The organism is Cupriavidus agavae, from assembly GCF_004217045.1.
In the GTDB taxonomy this organism is placed as follows: domain Bacteria; phylum Pseudomonadota; class Gammaproteobacteria; order Burkholderiales; family Burkholderiaceae; genus Cupriavidus; species Cupriavidus agavae.
This window is the reverse complement of sequence record NZ_SGXM01000001.1, coordinates 717668-734292: the sequence shown is the minus strand read 5'-3', so window position 1 is coordinate 734292 and position 16625 is coordinate 717668. Positions and strand designations below refer to the sequence as shown.

14 protein-coding genes and 1 tRNA gene are annotated in these 16625 nt (G+C 69.7%); 14 read left to right on the top strand and 1 reads right to left on the bottom strand.

What is annotated here, in order from left to right:
• From bcsZ to EV147_RS03335, 12 genes are all read left to right on the top strand, one after another.
• Positions 1-1167 (top strand): cellulose synthase complex periplasmic endoglucanase BcsZ, encoded by a 1167-nt coding sequence (bcsZ, locus tag EV147_RS03390; RefSeq protein ID WP_130389699.1) that lies wholly within the window; start codon positions 1-3, stop codon positions 1165-1167.
• The gene (locus EV147_RS03385) at positions 1149-4955 is read left to right on the top strand and encodes a cellulose synthase subunit BcsC-related outer membrane protein (RefSeq protein WP_130389698.1); all 3807 of its coding nucleotides are present in this window, start codon (positions 1149-1151) and stop codon (positions 4953-4955) included. Before bcsZ ends, EV147_RS03385 begins: the two co-directional genes overlap by 19 nt.
• A gap of 10 nt (positions 4956-4965) precedes the next feature.
• Positions 4966-6717: a cellulose biosynthesis protein BcsE gene (gene bcsE, locus EV147_RS03380; protein ID WP_130389697.1), complete on the top strand. Its 1752-nt coding sequence runs from the start codon at positions 4966-4968 to the stop codon at positions 6715-6717.
• Positions 6718-6719: 2 nt separating this feature from the next.
• Complete coding sequence (locus EV147_RS03375; protein WP_130389696.1) at positions 6720-6920, top strand: hypothetical protein; 201 nt, start codon at positions 6720-6722, stop codon at positions 6918-6920.
• Positions 6917-7687, top strand: coding sequence for a cellulose biosynthesis protein BcsQ (gene bcsQ / locus EV147_RS03370; protein WP_130389695.1), 771 nt, complete (start codon positions 6917-6919; stop codon positions 7685-7687). Before EV147_RS03375 ends, bcsQ begins: the two co-directional genes overlap by 4 nt.
• On the top strand, positions 7684-10296 hold the full coding sequence (gene bcsA, locus EV147_RS03365; RefSeq protein ID WP_130389694.1) for a UDP-forming cellulose synthase catalytic subunit: 2613 nt from the start codon (positions 7684-7686) through the stop codon (positions 10294-10296). Before bcsQ ends, bcsA begins: the two co-directional genes overlap by 4 nt.
• A 27-nt stretch (positions 10297-10323) precedes the next feature.
• Positions 10324-11883, top strand: coding sequence for a cellulose biosynthesis protein BcsG (gene bcsG / locus EV147_RS03360; RefSeq protein ID WP_130389693.1), 1560 nt, complete (start codon positions 10324-10326; stop codon positions 11881-11883).
• Positions 11880-12116 (top strand): BcsR/BcsP family cellulose biosynthesis protein, encoded by a 237-nt coding sequence (gene bcsR, locus EV147_RS03355; RefSeq protein WP_235844592.1) that lies wholly within the window; start codon positions 11880-11882, stop codon positions 12114-12116. Before bcsG ends, bcsR begins: the two co-directional genes overlap by 4 nt.
• Before the next feature lie 144 nt (positions 12117-12260).
• On the top strand, positions 12261-13484 hold the full coding sequence (locus tag EV147_RS03350) for a SpoIIE family protein phosphatase (RefSeq protein ID WP_235844591.1): 1224 nt from the start codon (positions 12261-12263) through the stop codon (positions 13482-13484).
• Positions 13485-13514: 30 nt separating this feature from the next.
• Complete coding sequence (locus EV147_RS03345) at positions 13515-14087, top strand: SiaB family protein kinase (protein ID WP_130389691.1); 573 nt, start codon at positions 13515-13517, stop codon at positions 14085-14087.
• 24 nt (positions 14088-14111) lie between these two features.
• On the top strand, positions 14112-14501 hold the full coding sequence (locus EV147_RS03340) for a DUF1987 domain-containing protein (RefSeq protein ID WP_130389690.1): 390 nt from the start codon (positions 14112-14114) through the stop codon (positions 14499-14501).
• A 32-nt stretch (positions 14502-14533) separates the two neighbouring features.
• Positions 14534-15247, top strand: a complete 714-nt coding sequence (locus tag EV147_RS03335) for a GGDEF domain-containing protein (protein ID WP_130391178.1) — start codon at positions 14534-14536, stop codon at positions 15245-15247.
• A 27-nt stretch (positions 15248-15274) separates the two neighbouring features.
• Here EV147_RS03335 and EV147_RS26400 read toward each other — a convergent pair whose 3' ends face one another.
• The gene (locus EV147_RS26400) at positions 15275-15400 is read right to left on the bottom strand and encodes a hypothetical protein (RefSeq protein ID WP_268907404.1); all 126 of its coding nucleotides are present in this window, start codon (positions 15398-15400) and stop codon (positions 15275-15277) included.
• Between the two features lie 145 nt (positions 15401-15545).
• Between EV147_RS26400 and EV147_RS03330 the strand changes: the two genes are divergently transcribed.
• Positions 15546-16388, top strand: coding sequence for a hypothetical protein (locus tag EV147_RS03330; RefSeq protein WP_130389689.1), 843 nt, complete (start codon positions 15546-15548; stop codon positions 16386-16388).
• A gap of 74 nt (positions 16389-16462) precedes the next feature.
• Positions 16463-16553, top strand: a tRNA-Ser gene (locus EV147_RS03325).
• Positions 16554-16625 lie beyond the last annotated feature (72 nt).

The window sequence follows — 16625 nt, the reverse complement described above, 5'->3', positions numbered from 1 at the left end:
ATGGCCACGCCCTGGCTGCGGCGCCTGGGCCGGTGGTGCCTGCTGGCGGGCGCGCTCGCCGGCGCGGTGCCGGCCGCCGCGGCCACCTGCCCCTGGCCGGACTGGGAGGCGTTCCGCCGCACCACGATCAGCCAGGACGGCCGCGTCATCGACGCCAGCACGCCGCAACAGGTCACCGTCTCCGAGGGGCAGGCCTATGGCCTGTTCTTCGCGCTGGCCGCCAACGACCGCGCCACGTTCGACCGGCTGCTGGCGTGGACCGAGAACAACCTCGCGCAAGGCGACCTTGCGGCGCACCTGCCTGCCTGGATCTGGGGCCGGCGCAGCGAGGGCGGGCAGGCCGGCACCTGGGGGGTGATCGACGCCAACCCGGCGTCCGATGCCGACCTGTGGATCGCCTACACGCTGCTCGAAGCGGGCCGGCTCTGGAACGAGCGCCGTTATACGGCGCTGGGCACGCTGGTGGCGCGGCGCGTGCTGCGCGAGGAAACCGCCGTGCTGCCGGGGCTGGGCCGCACGCTGCTGCCCGGACCGGTGGGCTTCCATCCCGAACCGGACCTCTGGCGGCTCAATCCCAGCTACGTGCCGCTGCCGGTGATGCGGCGCCTTGCCGCGGTACTGACCGAGGACAGCGGCTGGAAGGCGCTGGTCGACAGTTCGGCGCGGCTCATCGTCGATACCGCCCCGCAAGGCTTCTCGCCGGACTGGGCGGGCTACCGCAAGGGGCGCGGCTTCGTGGCCGACACGCAGAGCCGGGCCGATGGCTCCTACAACGCGATCCGGGTCTACCTGTGGGCCGGCATGATGGCGCCACGCGATCCGCTGCGCACCACGGTGCTGCAGGCGTTCCGCCCGATGGCCGACTACGTGGCCACGCGCGGCCACCCCCCCGAACACGTGGATACGCAAACCGGCACGTTCGGCCCGAACGCCGGCAACGGCGGCTTCTCGGCCGCGCTGGCGCCCTACCTGGCCGCGCTGGGCCAGGACGCAGCCGCCGCCGCGCAGGTCAGCCGCGCCCGCACGCTCGCGGCGCAGGCGCCGTTCGGCTACTACAGCCAGGTGCTGGCGCTGTTCGGACTCGGCCATCTGGCAGGACACTTCCGCTTCGAGGCGGACGGCACGCTGGTGCCGGCCTGGGAATCCACATGCCCCGCCACGCGCTAGCGCCCACGCTGGCGCTGCTGCTGGCCACGCCCGCCATGTCCGCCCCCGCCGCCAACCCCTCCGCCGCTGCCGCCCCGGCGCCGCAGGCCGCGCCCTCGGCCCAGATGGCGCAACTGCTCGCGGCCGCGCGGCTGTGGGAGGCCAGGAACCGCGCCGACATGGCACGCGGCATCCTGGAGAAGGCGCTGCTGATCGATCCGAACCAGCCCGAGGCGCTCAGGCTGATGGGGCTGATCGAGATCCGCTCGAACCGTCTTGCCGAGGCCGAGAAGCGCCTGAAGCAGTTGCAGGCCGCCGCGCCGGGCAGCGCCGCCGCGCTGGAACTCGACGACGCCTACCGCATCGCCACGCGCGACAAGCGCGAGATGGCCAATATCCGGCTGCTGTCGCGCAGCGGCAAGGACGAGGAGGCCGTGGCACGGCTGCGCAAGCTGTTCCCGCGCGGCGCACCCTCTGGCGATCTGGCGCGCGAGTACTACCGCATCCTGTCCGGCACGCCGGACGGACGTCCCGAGGCAATCGCCGAACTGCGCCGCCGCACCCGCGAGCATCCCGACGACATGGCCCTGCAACTGGCACTCGGCGACCTGCTGACCGACCGCGAGGGTACCCGCCAGGAAGGCATCGACATCCTCTACCGCGTCAGCCAGCGGCCCGACGGCGACCGGCGCGCCGCGCTCGACATCTGGCGCCGCACGCTGTACCGCGTGACCACGGACCCGGCCTACTACGTCTGGTTCGAGCGCTATATCAAGGAGGTGCCCGACGACAAGGCGGCGCAGGAGACGCTGGCCGCGCTCGGCAAGGTCGCCACGGCGGAGCAGAAGCAGACCAGGGACCCGGCCCGGCTGGCCCGGCAGCGCGGTCTGGCCCAGCTCGAACGCGGCAACACCCGCGACGCCGATATCGCGCTCCAGCGGGCCTACCAGAAGCGCCGCAACGACGCCGAGGTGGTGGGCGGGCTGGGGCTGGTGCGGCTGCGCGAGGGTCGCCACGACGAGGCGCGCGAACTATTCACGCGCGCCGAGCGGATCGATCCGTCCAGCAAATGGCGCAGCCTGATCGCCACGGCCACGTTCTGGGGCACGGTGGGCAAGGCGCGCGAGGCCAACGCGCAGGGCCGGCCCGCCGACGCCGAGACGCTGGCCCGCCAGGCGCTGGCCCAGCAGCCCGGCAACGAAAACGCGCAGGCGGTGCTCGCCGACGCGCTCGTGGCACAGAACAAGGATGCCGAGGCCGAGACGCTGCTGCGCCAGATGCTGGCGCGGCCCAAGCCAGACGTCGGCACGCTGCGCACGCTGGCCGAGCTGCTGCAGAAGCAGGGCCGCGACGACGAGGTGGGACCGCTGATCGCCAGCCAGGAGGCGCGCCTGCGGGGCTCGGACAGCGAACTGCGGGCGATGCGGGCGGATTTGCTGTCGGCGCGTGCGGACCGCCTGCTGGCCCTGCAGAAGCGCAGCCCGGCCATCCAGCATCTCGAAGATGCCATCCGCCTGCAGCCCGACGCGCCGTGGACTCGGTTCACGCTGGCGCGCGTCTACCGCGACCTGAACCTGCCTGCGCTGGGCCGCAGCGTCATCGACGACGGCCTGCGCGCCGCGCCCACCAGCGAGATGCGCTACGCGGCCGCGCTGTACCTGAACAGCGTCGACGATATCGACACCGCCGCCACGGTGCTGGCCGCCGTGCCGCCGGCCGGGCGTTCCGAAGGCATGCGCAACCTGGCCCACAACCTGGTGGCCCAGCAACTGCTGCGCGTTGCACGCCAGCGCGTGGCCGAGGGCCGCGATGCCGAGGCGCGCCACTTGCTGGACCAGGCCGCCGTGGAAGCGAAGGACGACGGCCACATGCTGGCGTCGATCGGCCGCGAGTGGATTGCGCTGGGCGAGACAGACAAGGGGCTCTCGCTCGTGCAGGACTGGCTGGCCGCGCATCCCGGCGATCCGCACATCGACATCCGGCTGCGCTACGGCGAACTGCTGGCCGCCGCCGAGCGCGATGCCGCGCTGCGCCAGTGGATCGCCGACTCGACCACGCTGCCGGGCATCACGGCCGAACAGCGCCATGACTTCGCCGACCAGTCGCTGCGGCTGGCGTTGCGCGAGACCGGCCGGCAGATCGATGACGGCGAACTGGCGCAGGCGCAACGCACGCTCGACGCAGTGCCCGCCGCCCAGCAGGCCGACCGGCGCTGGCTGCTGACGCTGGCCGACCTGCGCGAGGCCGGCGGCGACTACCGGGGCGCTGCCGACGCCGCGCGCCGCGTGCTCGCCACCCAGCCCGCCGACGCCGGGGCACGGCTGACCCTCGCCCGGCAATACGAGCGCATGGGCGACACCGGGCAGGCCCTCGACCTCGTCCGCACGGTGCTGGCTGAAACGCCCGAGGACGACATCGACACGCGGCTCTCGGTGGCGCGGCGCTTCACGGCGATGCGGCGCGAGGACGAGGCCGCCGACGTGGTGGCCGCGCTGGATACGCGCTTTCCGGACCGGGCCGACATCACCGTGCAGCGCGGGCGCATCGCCCAGTCGCGCGGCGATTTCAACGAGGCCGCCGCGATCTATCGTTCCGCACGCGGGCTGGAGCAGCGCGAGAGCGTGGCCGCGGGCCCTGACGGCACGCCGGCGCAGCGTGCACTGGCCGGGCTCGAAGCGCGCCGCCAGGGCGAGGTGGCCACGGCGGTGATGCAGTCGAACAAGTCCGGCGACGACGGCATCTCGAAGCTTCACGCCACCGAGATCCCGCTCTACGTGCGGATGCCGCACGGCTACGCCGGCCACGCGTTTTTCCACGCCGACACGGTACTGCTCGACGCCGGGACGCTACGCGGCAGCAGCAGCGTAGGCAACCTGCCCTTCGGCAAGATTCCCGCGCTCGGCAACGCCGGCCTCGGCAATATCGGCGAGAACGACAAGGGCGTGGCGCTGGCGGCCGGCTACGAGTACGACGGCGCCTACAACAGCTGGCGCGCCGATCTCGGCACCACGCCGCTGGGCTTCCTGGAGTCCACGGTGGTGGGCGGCTTCCGGTACCGCGCGGACCTCGGCGCGCAGGCCGTGACCGTCGATGTCTCGCGCCGGGCGCAGACCAGTTCGCTGATCTCGTACGCCGGCGCGCGCGACCCGGTGACCGGCGAGACCTGGGGCGGCATCGTGCGCAACGGCGTGCATGTGCGCTATGCGCGCGACGTGGGCCGGGTGGGCCTGTTTGCCGACGTCGGCTACGGCCTCTACACTGGGGACAACGTGAAGACCAACCGCGAGGTGACCGTGCGCACCGGCTTCGACGTACCGGTCTACGCCCGGCGCGACCAGCGCGTGACCAGCGGGCTGGTAGTCAACTACTGGCGCTATGCCGAGAACCAGCGCTACTACACGTTCGGCCATGGCGGCTACTACAGCCCGCAGCGCTATGTCTCGTTCGGCATCCCGCTGGACTGGACCGGCCGGTACGCAAAGTGGTCGTGGCGCTTCATCGGCTCGGCTGGCTGGTCGTTCACGTACGAGGACGAAGCCCCGTACTTCCCCACCCGCCCCGACCTGCAGGCGCTGAGCGGCGACGCCAGGTACGGCGGCGGCTCCGGCGGCGGCTTCAGCTACACGCTGGGGGCGACGATCGAGTACACCTTCGCGCCGCACTGGGTGGTGGGCGCCGGCTTCTCGATCGACCGCTCGCGCGACTACGCGCCGAACCGCGCCATGGCGTGGCTGCGCTACCTGTTCGACAAGCGGCAGATGCCGGTGCCGTTCCCGCCCACGCCGGTGCGACCCTATTCGGCCTATTGAGCGCGCCCCCATGAACGACCTCGCACGCCAACCCGCCACCGCCCCGCGCGCGCCGCTGCTCGCGCGGCTGCAGGCGCGCAGCATGCTGCAGATCGAGGGCCTGGCACCGGCGCTGGCCTCGCTGACACCGGGCCGCGCCCACGTGGTCTATGCGCGCCCCTCGCCCGCCCGCGACGCGCTGTTCTGGCAGACCGCCGCCGCGGCGCTGCGCGGCCCTGCCTGCGTGCTCGCGGCGCGCAGCCCGGCCGCCATCGCCGGTGCGCTGCGCGAGCACGGGCTCGATATCGACGTGAACCGCGCGCTGCACGCACGGGCCAACCTGTGCGCGCTGCAGCCGCAGACCGGTCGCGCGGGCATCGACGCGCTGATGGAGGCACTTGGCGCGCTGGTGGACCAGTGCGGAGCACGCGGCACCCCGTTCCTGGTGGAGGGCGCGGAAGCGTTCCTCGACTGGCGCGACCCCACGGCGCTGGCGCAGGCCGGCGTACGGCTCGGCGACTGGTGCGCGCAGGAGCGCTGCGCGCTGCTGCTGGTGATGGCGCCACCCGAGTTCGAATCCGGCCAGCCACCGCCCGACCTGCAGGGCTTCCACGGCCGCTTTGCCGGCGCCGTGCAGCTTTCGCAGCAGCAGGGCCAGTACACGTGGGAGGTGGCGTTCTGGCGCGACAATCAGGCCGTGGTGGCCGGCGAGGTGATCCGCCTGCGCTTTGCGCCCAACGAGCAGCGGCTCATGGTGGCCGCCGAGACCTACCAGGGCGCCGTGGAAGACGCGGGCCTGCTGGCGCCCGACGAGGACCGCGTGATTGCCAGTCGCGATGCGGTGCTGCGCGAACGCTTCATTCCCGAGTCCTGGCGCGTGGTGGACAGCAACGAAGCTGCCGTGGCCACCGCCAGCAAGTCCGTGGCGGCCACGGTCATCCTGCACTATGCCGGCAGCCGCGACCTGGAAATGCTGGCCGGGCAGGTGCACCGCCTGCGCCGCAGCGCCGGACGCGCGCTGAAGATCGTGGTCCGCGAGGACCGCGAGGCGATGCGGCAGCACTACGAACTGCTGATGCTGAACCTCGGCGCCAACGCGGTGGTGGCGCAGCGCACGCCATTCGCGCGCATGCAGGCGATGATCGACGGCCTGCAGGGACAGGTCTTCTCGCGGCCGATCCTGGCGGATTACCACGAGGCGCTGTCGGCGGTGCTGACGACCACGGCAAGCGGCTACGTGGCCCCGTCCACCTTCATCGCGCTGGTGCGCGACGCCGTGGACCGCAGCCGCATGATCCGCCTGCCCCATGTGCTGCTGCAGTTGCCGCTGCTGCCCGAGGTGGCCCATGTGGATGCGCTGCAGGCGTGCCGGATGAACCGCGCGGGCGACCTCTGTACGGCGGGCAGCGACAGCCTCTATGTGTTCTTCTTCGCCTGCCGCATGGACGATGTGGATGCGGTCTGCCAGCGCGTGTTCCGCCGGCCGATGGCCGACCTGTTCCAGGGCGACCTGCGCAGCGGCGACAGCGAATCGATCACGTCGGTGCTGAACGGCTTCGCGGCCGAAGTGGCCACGCATCCGCCACCCGACTACAGCACCTGGCTGCCGGCCCAGCGCGACGCCAGCGCGCCGCCCCCGGCCGGGGCGCCCGATGCAGCGCGAGCCCCGGAACCGGCTCCGGCGCCGACCCTGCCGCTGGTCGCCCCACGCCGTACCGCGCCCGGCGCCGGCCCGCGCGCGCTGCCCGACCACCATCCCGTGCCGCTCAAACCTCAGGACTGACCATGCCCATCTTTCTCGGCTACTTTGTCTGGGGCCTGATCCTCGCCGCACCGCTGGCGTGGCTGACGTGGCGCTTCGACCTGCTGCGCTGGCTGCCACGCTGGACCGCACCGCGCCCGCGTCGCGCGGTACGGCTGCCGCCCCAGGTGCAGGCGCTGGTGATCCGCGGCAAGCGGCAGGCAGTACGGGGAGAGCGGCCATGAGCGGCACGGTGGCGATCGTCTCGGCCACGGGCGGCGCCGGACGCACGACGCTCGCCGCCGAACTGGCGTCGCTGCTGGCCTGGCGCAAGCACGCGGTGCTGGCCGTCGAGTGCGATCCGCGCAATGTTCTCGGCTTCCACTTCGGCCTGCGCGACGCGGCGGCCGACGGGTTGGGGAGCAGCCTGCACGCCACCGCGCCGGGGGCATGGGCCGCGGCGGGCCGCCGCAGCGACGATGGCGCGCTGTTCGTGCCGTGGGGCGACAGTATCGAAGCCGGCGCGATGGAGCGCCTGCCCGCGAACTGGCTGGCCCGGCAATTCGACGCCGTGGATCTGCCGGCAGGCAGCGCGATCCTGATCGACACCCCGCCGTGGCCCTCGCCTCACGCGGAACAGGCCATCGATGCGGCGGACCTCGTGCTGGTGCTCGTAGCCGCCCAGCCGGAAACTTGCCTCACGCTGCGCCGGCTCGTCGACAGCCTCGCCATGCGCGGCAAGACCGTGCGTTACCTGGCCACCCGGCTGCATCCGGCGCGCCAGCTCCATGTCGACATCATCGCCATGCTGCAGGCGATGCTGGGCCCCGCCATGCTGCCGTACCACGTGCACGAGGACAGCAGCGTGCCCGACGCGCTGGCACGCAGCGAGTGCTTTACCCGCAGTACGCCGCACTCGCAGGCCGCCCATGATCTGAATGGCGTGGCGTCCTGGCTGTCGGCGTGGCTGGCGTCCAGCCATGCCGATACGGCCACGGAGGTTCCGGCATGAGCGCGCGTCTGCCCGCCATGGGCACCCGGCTCGCCGCCACGCGCGACTGGCTCTCGCGCCAGCTCGGCGTACGCTCGCGCACGGGCGCCCCGCCCCACTTCGGCGACTGGCTGCTGCGCGTGTTCTTCAGGCCGCCGCGTCCGGGCAAGCCCGACATCCCGGCCGAATGGGCCGCGCTGCTCTACCGGCGTGCCATGGCACGGCTCGGCGTGGGCATCGGCCCCGGTGCGAAGGCGGGCGGCAAACCCCATGCCGGCACGTGGCTGTGGCGGCTGTTCGTCCGTCCGCCGCGCCCGCGCGTGCGGCTGGCCGCCGATCCGCGCCGGGCGCGCAGCGGCATGGCCGAGCCCGAACGCACGGGCTGGCTGCGCCGCGCGCTCGATCGCGTGTTCGAGCCGATCTGGCACGCTGCCTCGCGGCTGCGCCACAAGCTGCTGAAAACGCTGCCGCACCCGGACTGGAACCGGGTGGCCTACGCCACGGAATCGGTCTCGGCCCGGATCGGCAGGATTCCGTTCGTGCTGCCGGTGTCTCTGGTGCTGGCTGCCATCGCCGTGCTGGCGGTCAGCACCACGCCGCTGCCGCTGGCGGACCAGGTACTGATGTTCGCGGTGATCTGGGTAGTGCTGTCGGTGGTGCGCCGCGTGCCGGGACGGCTTGCCACGATCACGATGATCGCGCTGTCCACGCTGATGGCCGGGCGCTATATTTGGTGGCGCTCCACCCAGACGCTGCAGTTCGCCACGCCCACCGAGGCGGCGGTGGGCTACGTGCTGTTTGCCGCCGAGATCTACACCTGGATCGTGCTGGCGCTGGGATACCTGCAGACGGCCTGGCCGCTGCACCGCCGGCCCAAGCCGCTGCCGGCGGACCCCGAACAGTGGCCCACCGTGGACGTGTTCATCCCCACCTACAACGAGGCGCTCAACGTCATCCAGCCCACGGTGTTCGCGGCGCGCAGCATGGACTGGCCGGCGCATAAGCTGCGCGTCTACATCCTCGACGACGGCCGCCGGCCGCATATCGAGGCCTTCGCCGCCGCGGCCGGCGTGGGCTACCTGACGCGCACCGACAACCGCCACGCCAAGGCCGGCAACATCAACGCGGCGCTGCCGAAGACCAACGGCGAGTACGTGGCGATCTTCGACTGCGACCACATCCCGACACGCTCGTTCCTGCAGATGACGATGGGCGAGTTCATCACCGACCCCGCCTGCGCGCTGGTGCAGACGCCCCATCACTTCTTCTCGCCTGACCCGTTCGAGCGCAACTTCGACACGTTCCGCCGCGTGCCCAATGAGGGCAGCCTGTTCTACGGCCTGATCCAGGACGGCAACGATTTCTGGAACGCCACGTTCTTCTGCGGCTCGTGCGCGGTCATCAAGCGCGGCCCGCTGCTGGAAGTGGGCGGCATTGCCGTGGAGACCGTCACCGAGGACGCCCACACCGCGCTCAAGCTGCACCGGCGCGGCTACAACAGCGCCTACCTGCGCACGGTGCAGGCCGCCGGGCTGGCCACCGAGAGCCTGTCCGGCCATATCGGCCAGCGCATCCGCTGGGCGCGCGGCATGGCGCAGATCTTCCGGCTCGACAATCCGATGCTGGGGCGGGGCCTGAGTGTCTTCCAGCGCCTGTGCTACAGCAACGCGATGATGCACTTCTTCTACGGCATCCCCCGGCTGATCTTCCTGACGATGCCGATCGCCTACCTGTACTTCGGGCTGCACGTCATCAACACCTCGGCGCTGCTGATCACGGCGTACGTGGTGCCCTACCTGATGATCGCCAACGTGACCAACTCGCGGCTGCAGGGGCGCTTCCGGCATTCGTTCTGGGCCGAGGTCTATGAATCGGTGCTGGCCTGGTACATCGTGCTGCCCACCACCGTGGCGTTCATCAACCCGCGCGCCGGCAAGTTCAACGTCACGGCCAAGGGTGGGCAGATCGCCGACGATTACCTCGACTGGACGATCTCCAAGCCCTACCTGTTCCTGCTGGCGCTGAACATCATCGGCCTGGGTGCCGGCATCGGCCGGCTGCTGTTCATGGGCACCGAGGAGCCCGCCACGGTGCTGATGAACATGGCCTGGGCGCTGTTCAACCTGATGATGCTGGGCGCGGCGGTGGGCGTGGCGCGCGAGGCGCGGCAGGTGCGCGTCTCACACCGCATCCCGATGCGCGTGCCGGCCACGCTGCTGCTGCCCGACGGCCGCACGCTGGCCTGCAAGACCGAGAACTACTCGATGGGCGGCCTCGGGGTGGTGCTGCCGATGGACGTGCCGCTCGACGAAGGGGCGCGCGTGGGCGTGTGCCTGTCGCGCGGGCCGCGCACCTACCACTTTCCCGCCGTGGTCACGCGCAACGTGAACCGCCACCTCGGCGTGCGCATGGAAGACCTGACGGTGGAGCGCGAAACGCAGCTGATCCAGTGCACGTTCGGCCGGGCCGACGCGTGGATCGACTGGCTCGACGACGAGCGCGTGGACGCGCCGCTGCGCAGCCTCAAGGAAGTGATCGAGATGGGCTACCAGGGCCTGCTGCGGCTCTACGACGCCTTCGTGGACGCGGCCGACGTCATCCTGGCGCGGCGCCGCGCCCGGCAGCCCTGACACCGCACGGCACCCAAGCGAGACCTCATGGGACTCTGGAACCTCTACTTCCTCGCCAAGCTCTACCTGTTCCACACCGGGCAGATGAAGCCGATCTGGCTGGCCAACCTGGCGTTCGCGCTGCTGCTGGTGGCGCCGATGGAGTCGCGGCCGCTGCGCGTGGTGCGCCAGGTCCTGGCGATCGGCTTCGGGGCGGCGCTGGCGTGGCGCGAATCGACGCTGCCGCCGTTCGAGCGCGTGGTGTCGCAGTTCACCAATATCCGCGAGTTCACGCCGGCCTACCTGGTCGAGCTGCTGCAGCGCTTCATCTCGATCCAGCTGGTGGTGGCCGTGCTGCTGGTGCTGGTGGTCTTCCTGCTGATCAACCGCTGGGTGCGCACCACCACCTTCGTGCTGATTGCGCTGCTGGCGATGCCGTTCTGGTACGGTCCCGGCATCACGCTGCCGGGCGCCGCCGCGCGCCAGGCCGCGGCACGCGCCGCAGACAGTCCGCGCGCCGATATCGACGCCACCGGCAACTACGACGCCATCCTGGCCGCCTTCCGCGAGAAGGAAGCCCAGCGCAGCGCCACCGTGGCGCCGCTGACGGCCACGCCGGACGCCCAGTTCGACGTGATCATGCTGCACATCTGCTCGCTGTCGTGGGACGATCTCGATGCGGCCAAGAGCACCAACCACCCGCTGCTGTCGCGTTTCGACTACCTGTTCAAGAACTTCAGTTCGGCGGCCAGCTACAGCGGCCCGGCCGCCATCCGCGTGATGCGCGCCGCGTGCGGCCAGCAGCCACACAAGAATCTCTACGATCCCGAAAACGCCGAATGCCACCTGTTCGCCGACCTGGCCCAGGCCGGCTTTGCGCCGCATGTCCTGATGAACCATGACGGGCGCTTCGACAACTTCCGCACGCTGGTGGAGAAGGAAATCGGTATCCCCGGCATCCAGCCCGAGGCCACGGACGGCGTGCCCGTGGCGATGCGTTCGTTCGACGACTCGCCGGTGCTGGGCGACTACGCCACCTTCGACCACTGGTACGGTCGGCTGGCCAGGGACCGCAAGCCGGTGGCGCTCTACTACAACACCGTGACGCTGCACGACGGCAACCGCCTGCCCGGCAAGCGGCTGACCAGCCTGGAATCGTATCCGCTGCGGCTCAAGGCACTGCTGGACGATGTGGACCGGATCATCGACTCGATCGAAAAGTCCGGCCGCCGCGCCGTGGTGATCTTCGTGCCCGAGCACGGCGCGGCGCTGCGCGGCGACAAGAACCAGATCTCGGGGCTGCGCGAGATTCCCACGCCCAACATCATCCACGTGCCGGTAGGCGTCAAGCTCGTCGGCCTGCCGGCGGGACAGAAACCCGAGCCGGTGACCATCGACGCGCCGATGAGCTTCCTGGGCCTGTCGCAACTGCTGTTCAACCTCGTGGCCGACAGCCCGTTCCGGACCGGCGCCCCCGCCGCCGCCCACTACGCCGAGGACCTGCCGCAGACCGCGATGGTGGGCGAGAACGAGGGCACCGTCACGATGAAGCGCACCGAAGGCTATGTCATCCACACGCCCGACGGCGTCTGGGTGGAGCAGAAATGAGCAAGCCCGCCCTGAGCCGGCCCATCACCTCGCGCAAGGCCGGCATCGCCTACAACGACATCGACGCGCTGGCCCGGCACGTCGATGGTTTCGACGCGACCCACTATTTCGACCAGCAGGGCGAGGTGGAGACGCAGGCCGCCATCCGGCGCTGGCCGATGCTGGCGCGGGGGCTCGGCCTGCCCCCGGCGCCCGAGGCGCCGGACGGCTCCGGCACCGCCCCGAATCCCTAATGCCGCCACCCCTCGCCAGTGGGGCCGGAAAACCGCGTGCGGCGCACGTTCGCGTCACGGATTCGACATAATCGCTGCCTAGACTCTGGGCCACCTTCCAACACCCTGGTCTCTCTCGTCATGTCCGGCTTTCTGGTGGATCCAATGGCTGCCCGACCGCGCTTCCGGCAGCCCTGCGCGGAGGATCTTGCCGTGCCGACGCCGTCGGTGAACACGGACCATACGAACCAGGATGTGCTCGACGTCTTCGGGGTGCACCGCGACCTCAACTGCCTGCCCGTGACCGAGCAGGGCAAACCGATCGGCCTGATCAACCGCGCCATTTTCATGTCGCAGATGAGCAAGCCGTATCACCGCGAACTCTACAACCGGAAGAGCTGCATCGCGTTCATGGACAAGGAGCCGCTGGTGGTGGACGCGGCCATGAGCATCGATGCCCTGACGTTCCGCACCGTGGAATACGGCGAAAAGGCGCTGGCTGACGGCTTCATCATCGCGCGTGACGGGCAGTACATCGGCCTGGGACAGGGCCTGCAGCTGATGCGCGTGGTGGCCGACATGCAGGCCGAGCGCAACCGCCAGATCATGCACAGCATCGACTACGCCAGCACGATCCAGCGGGCCATGCTGCGCACCTCGCGCGAATCGCTGGCCGCCACGCTGCCCGACGCCGCGCTGGTCTGGGAGCCGCGCGACGTGGTGGGCGGCGACTTCTATCACTTCGCCGCGTACGACGACGGCTGGTTCGCGGCGCTGGCCGACTGCACCGGCCACGGCGTGCCGGGCGCCTTCATGACGCTGATCGCGTCGTCGCTGCTGGGCCAGGCGCTGGACCAGCTCGGACCCCGCGACCCCGGCGCGCTGCTGGCGGCCGTGAACCGCGGCATCAAGCAGATGCTGGGCCAGAACGACAGCGAGCCGCGCCTGGTGCCGGACGCCTCGGCGTCGGACGATGGCATGGACGCCGCCTTCTTCTGGTTCGACAACGACACGCGCGCGCTGACCTTCGCGGGCGCCAAGTCGTCGCTGTTCGTGCGCCAGCCCGGCGATGCCGATGGCGAGATGGTCAACGGCGCGCGCATGGGCGTGGGCTATGTCGACACAGCCATGGATTACGCCTGGCAGAATGCCACGGTAGCCACGCAACCGGGCACGCTCGTCTTCGTGACCACGGACGGGCTGATCGACCAGATCGGCGGTCCGCGCGAGATCGCGTTCGGCAAGCGGCGCATGCGCGAGGCGATTGGCGCCGTTGGCGACGCGCCGGCCGCGCGGATCAGCGAGGCGGTGCTCGACGCCCACCGCGCCTGGCAAGGCGAGCAGCGCCGCCGCGACGACCTGACCTTCTTCTGCTTCCGTGCGCAATAGGCCGCATGGCAGCACAACACCCCCCCGCACATGACCGCCGCACATTCGATTGACAAGGAATATGAGCCGTTCTTCCAGATGGCTCGGGAACGCAACGTGATCTTCTACTACGTCGGCTATTTCTCGCAGAACATCATCGCCGCCATGTCCGACGCCGTGCGCCTGCAGCTCACGGTGAGCGGCGTGGACGGCGCCACGCGACGCAAGCTGTTCTCTTCGTTCGTGGAGATGGCGCAGAACATCGTGCATTACTCGTCGGACTCGCTGACCGCCGATTCGCAGTCGGACGGCCAGTTGCGCCATGGCTCGGTCTGCATCAGCATGGTGGACGAGCACTACCGCCTGATGTGCTCGAACCCCGTCTCGTCGATGCGCGTGGAGCAACTGCGCGGCGCGCTCGAGAAGGTGCGCACGATGACGCTGGACGAGATCAAGGTCGCCTACAAGCAGACGCTGCGCGCCGAGACGCCGGAAGGCAGCAAGGGCGCCGGCCTGGGATTCCTGACGATGGCACGCGACGCCAGCGCGCCCCTCGAGTACAATTTTCAGCCGATCGATACGGACCCGGTCTCGACGATGTTCCAGCTCGTCGCCACCATCTGACCCGCCGATCGCACAGAGCCAGCCATGGAAAACCTGTTCATCGCCGCCACGCCAAGCTCGCCCGAGCTGAGCTTCGACTTCGCGCGGCACACACTTTCGCTCAAGGGCGAATCCTATCCGGAGAACGCCGCCGTCTTTTACGGCGAGGCCATCGCACGCCTGCGCAAGTACCTGGCCGACTGCGAGGACGCCTCGGTCACCGTCAACGTCGCGCTGACCTATTTCAACAGCTCCAGCACCAAGATGCTGTTCAGCATGTTCGACGCGCTCAACGAGGCCGCCGAGCGCGGCAACCACGTTCGCCTGCACTGGTTCCACGACGAGGACGACGACACGATCCTGGAGTTCGGCCAGGAGCTGCACGCCGACTTTCCGGCCATCGATTTCGTCGACGAAGTGACCGCCAGCAGTTGAACGCTCCCCGCGACAACCTTCCCGCCGCCAGCATGGCCGAGCCCGACCTGTTCGAATCCGAGAACAGCGTGCTGGCGCACGCCAAGGCCGTCTTCTGCGACGTGGACGCCGGCGAGGAGGCGTATCGCCATACGCTGGGCCAGTTGATCAGCTACTACGAACGGCTGATGCGCGAGACCCGGCGCCTGATCCGGCGCAGCGACCGCGAGGAACTGGAGATGAACCGGCTCAACCACCGGCTCCAGGAACTGGCGCAGGAGCTGGAGTACCGCGCCACCCACGACACCCTGACCGGCGCACTGAACCGGGGCGCCGTGATCGACCTGGCCACCGCCGCATTGGCGCGCGGCAGCCTGGCGCTGATCGTGCTCGACATCGACCACTTCAAGCGGCTCAACGACGAGTTCGGCCACCCGGTGGGCGATGCGGTGATCTGCGGCGTGACCGCCTGCCTCAAGGACACGGTCTGCGCGGAAGGCGCGATCGGACGCGTGGGTGGCGAGGAATTCGCGGCCCTGCTGCCGGATTTCGCGCTCGATGACGCGATGGCCCTGGCCGAGCGCATGCGCGCGGCCATCGCCGACTACCGCTGCGCCGCGCCCGTGGAACGGGCCATCACGGCAAGCTTCGGCGTGAGCTGGTCGGCGCAGGGCCGCACCTTCGCTCACGCCTACGGCCGCGCCGACGAAGCGCTCTACCGGGCCAAGCGCGCCGGCCGCAACCGCGTGGAACAGGCGTTCGCCTGATTCGTCGCCCTCGCCGCCCCTCTCCTTCTATCGTTCGATCCGGTTCGGGTGCGTGGCGTAGTACGCCAGCACCAGCGACGCCGTGAACGCCATGCCGGCCACGGCAAACGCGATCAGGGTGGGAAAGGCGATGCCCGAGTTTTCCTTCGACATAGGTGGACTCCCTCACGAGTTTAAGTAGCAGACCAGCCTGTAGCGTAGTCAAACGCCGGCCATTTTGCGAATCGTCTCATATCTTTGCCGGACCTTTTTGTGGACAGTATTGGCTCAAGCCACTTCAACACACGAGGGGTCAAACATGGAAAAGCGCAGAGGACGAAGACGGCGCCCCGGCCCGGTCGGCCGGGGCGAGTTCGATGCCCACCTGTCACGCTTCGAGAGATCGAGGACCGACGTCGACGCCAGAATCGCCGCCCAGGCCAAACTGGACGACGAACGACGCCGCGAATGGAAGGCGGAGTCCGACCGGCGCATGGCCGAAGAGCGGGCTGCGTGCGAGCGGCGGGCGGCCGAACATGCGAAGCGGATGGCCGACGAGCGGGCTGCGTGCGAGCGGCGGGCGGCCGAGCATGCGAAGCGGATGGCCGACGAGCAAGCCGCCTACGAACGGAAGCAGGAGGAGCAGAAGGCCCGGGAGAAAGCCGAGTACGAACGTCGAGAAGCCGAACGGAAGGCCGAGTACGAACGCCGGGAGGCGGAGCGGAAGGCAGAGCACGCTCGCTGGCAGGAAGCAGGAAGGATTGACCATGCACGCTGGCAGCGCGGACTCAAACTGGACATCGAGCGCCGGCGACAGGAACACCAGGCGCACATGCGGGAAATGTTCGGCGCCATGGACGCCCGCAATGCCGAGCATTACAAGCGCACCGACGCCCTGGTCCGCGACCTCAAGGAGGACTTCCGGGCCATGAAGGTCGAGATGGCGGAGATCCGCAAGGACTTCCGGTCCCTGAAGTGGAACATCTGGATGGCAGCTTGCGGCACAGTCATCGGGCTGGCCACGCTGAACGCCACGATTTCGTCGAACATCATCAGCGCGTTCGAGTCGGGGCGCAACATGGCGGCCACGACTGACAACCGCACGAAATCGATCTCGGCCGGCGCCTTGCTGAGAAGGGCGCTCACGGGAGGCGCGTTGTAGCGCGGCAGGGAATCCGTGGTCGTTCGCAACCCGCTGGACACCCGTCCCGACTCTGCTATAATCGCGGACTTCTCGGAGAGATGGATGAGTGGTTTAAGTCGCACGCCTGGAAAGCGTGTATAGGTTAATAGCCTATCGGGGGTTCGAATCCCCCTCTCTCCGCCAGAATTCAAATGCCCGCGCCAGCGGGCATTTTCATTTCCGGAGAGAAGCAAGCCAACAGTTTGGCTTGCGTGG

What these genes read in the sequence shown, in the direction of transcription:
- EV147_RS26400 (WP_268907404.1), bottom strand. Translation starts at nt 15,400, where the DNA reads ATGTCGAAGGAAAACTCGGGCATCGCCTTTCCCACCCTGATCGCGTTT.
- EV147_RS03385 (WP_130389698.1), top strand. Translation starts at nt 1,149, where the DNA reads ATGCCCCGCCACGCGCTAGCGCCCACGCTGGCGCTGCTGCTGGCCACG.
- EV147_RS03345 (WP_130389691.1), top strand. Translation starts at nt 13,515, where the DNA reads ATGACCGCCGCACATTCGATTGACAAGGAATATGAGCCGTTCTTCCAG.
- bcsZ (WP_130389699.1), top strand. Translation starts at nt 1, where the DNA reads ATGGCCACGCCCTGGCTGCGGCGCCTGGGCCGGTGGTGCCTGCTGGCG.
- EV147_RS03335 (WP_130391178.1), top strand. Translation starts at nt 14,534, where the DNA reads ATGGCCGAGCCCGACCTGTTCGAATCCGAGAACAGCGTGCTGGCGCAC.
- bcsQ (WP_130389695.1), top strand. Translation starts at nt 6,917, where the DNA reads ATGAGCGGCACGGTGGCGATCGTCTCGGCCACGGGCGGCGCCGGACGC.
- bcsE (WP_130389697.1), top strand. Translation starts at nt 4,966, where the DNA reads ATGAACGACCTCGCACGCCAACCCGCCACCGCCCCGCGCGCGCCGCTG.
- bcsR (WP_235844592.1), top strand. Translation starts at nt 11,880, where the DNA reads ATGAGCAAGCCCGCCCTGAGCCGGCCCATCACCTCGCGCAAGGCCGGC.
- bcsG (WP_130389693.1), top strand. Translation starts at nt 10,324, where the DNA reads ATGGGACTCTGGAACCTCTACTTCCTCGCCAAGCTCTACCTGTTCCAC.
- EV147_RS03340 (WP_130389690.1), top strand. Translation starts at nt 14,112, where the DNA reads ATGGAAAACCTGTTCATCGCCGCCACGCCAAGCTCGCCCGAGCTGAGC.
- EV147_RS03330 (WP_130389689.1), top strand. Translation starts at nt 15,546, where the DNA reads ATGGAAAAGCGCAGAGGACGAAGACGGCGCCCCGGCCCGGTCGGCCGG.
- EV147_RS03350 (WP_235844591.1), top strand. Translation starts at nt 12,261, where the DNA reads ATGGCTGCCCGACCGCGCTTCCGGCAGCCCTGCGCGGAGGATCTTGCC.
- EV147_RS03375 (WP_130389696.1), top strand. Translation starts at nt 6,720, where the DNA reads ATGCCCATCTTTCTCGGCTACTTTGTCTGGGGCCTGATCCTCGCCGCA.
- bcsA (WP_130389694.1), top strand. Translation starts at nt 7,684, where the DNA reads ATGAGCGCGCGTCTGCCCGCCATGGGCACCCGGCTCGCCGCCACGCGC.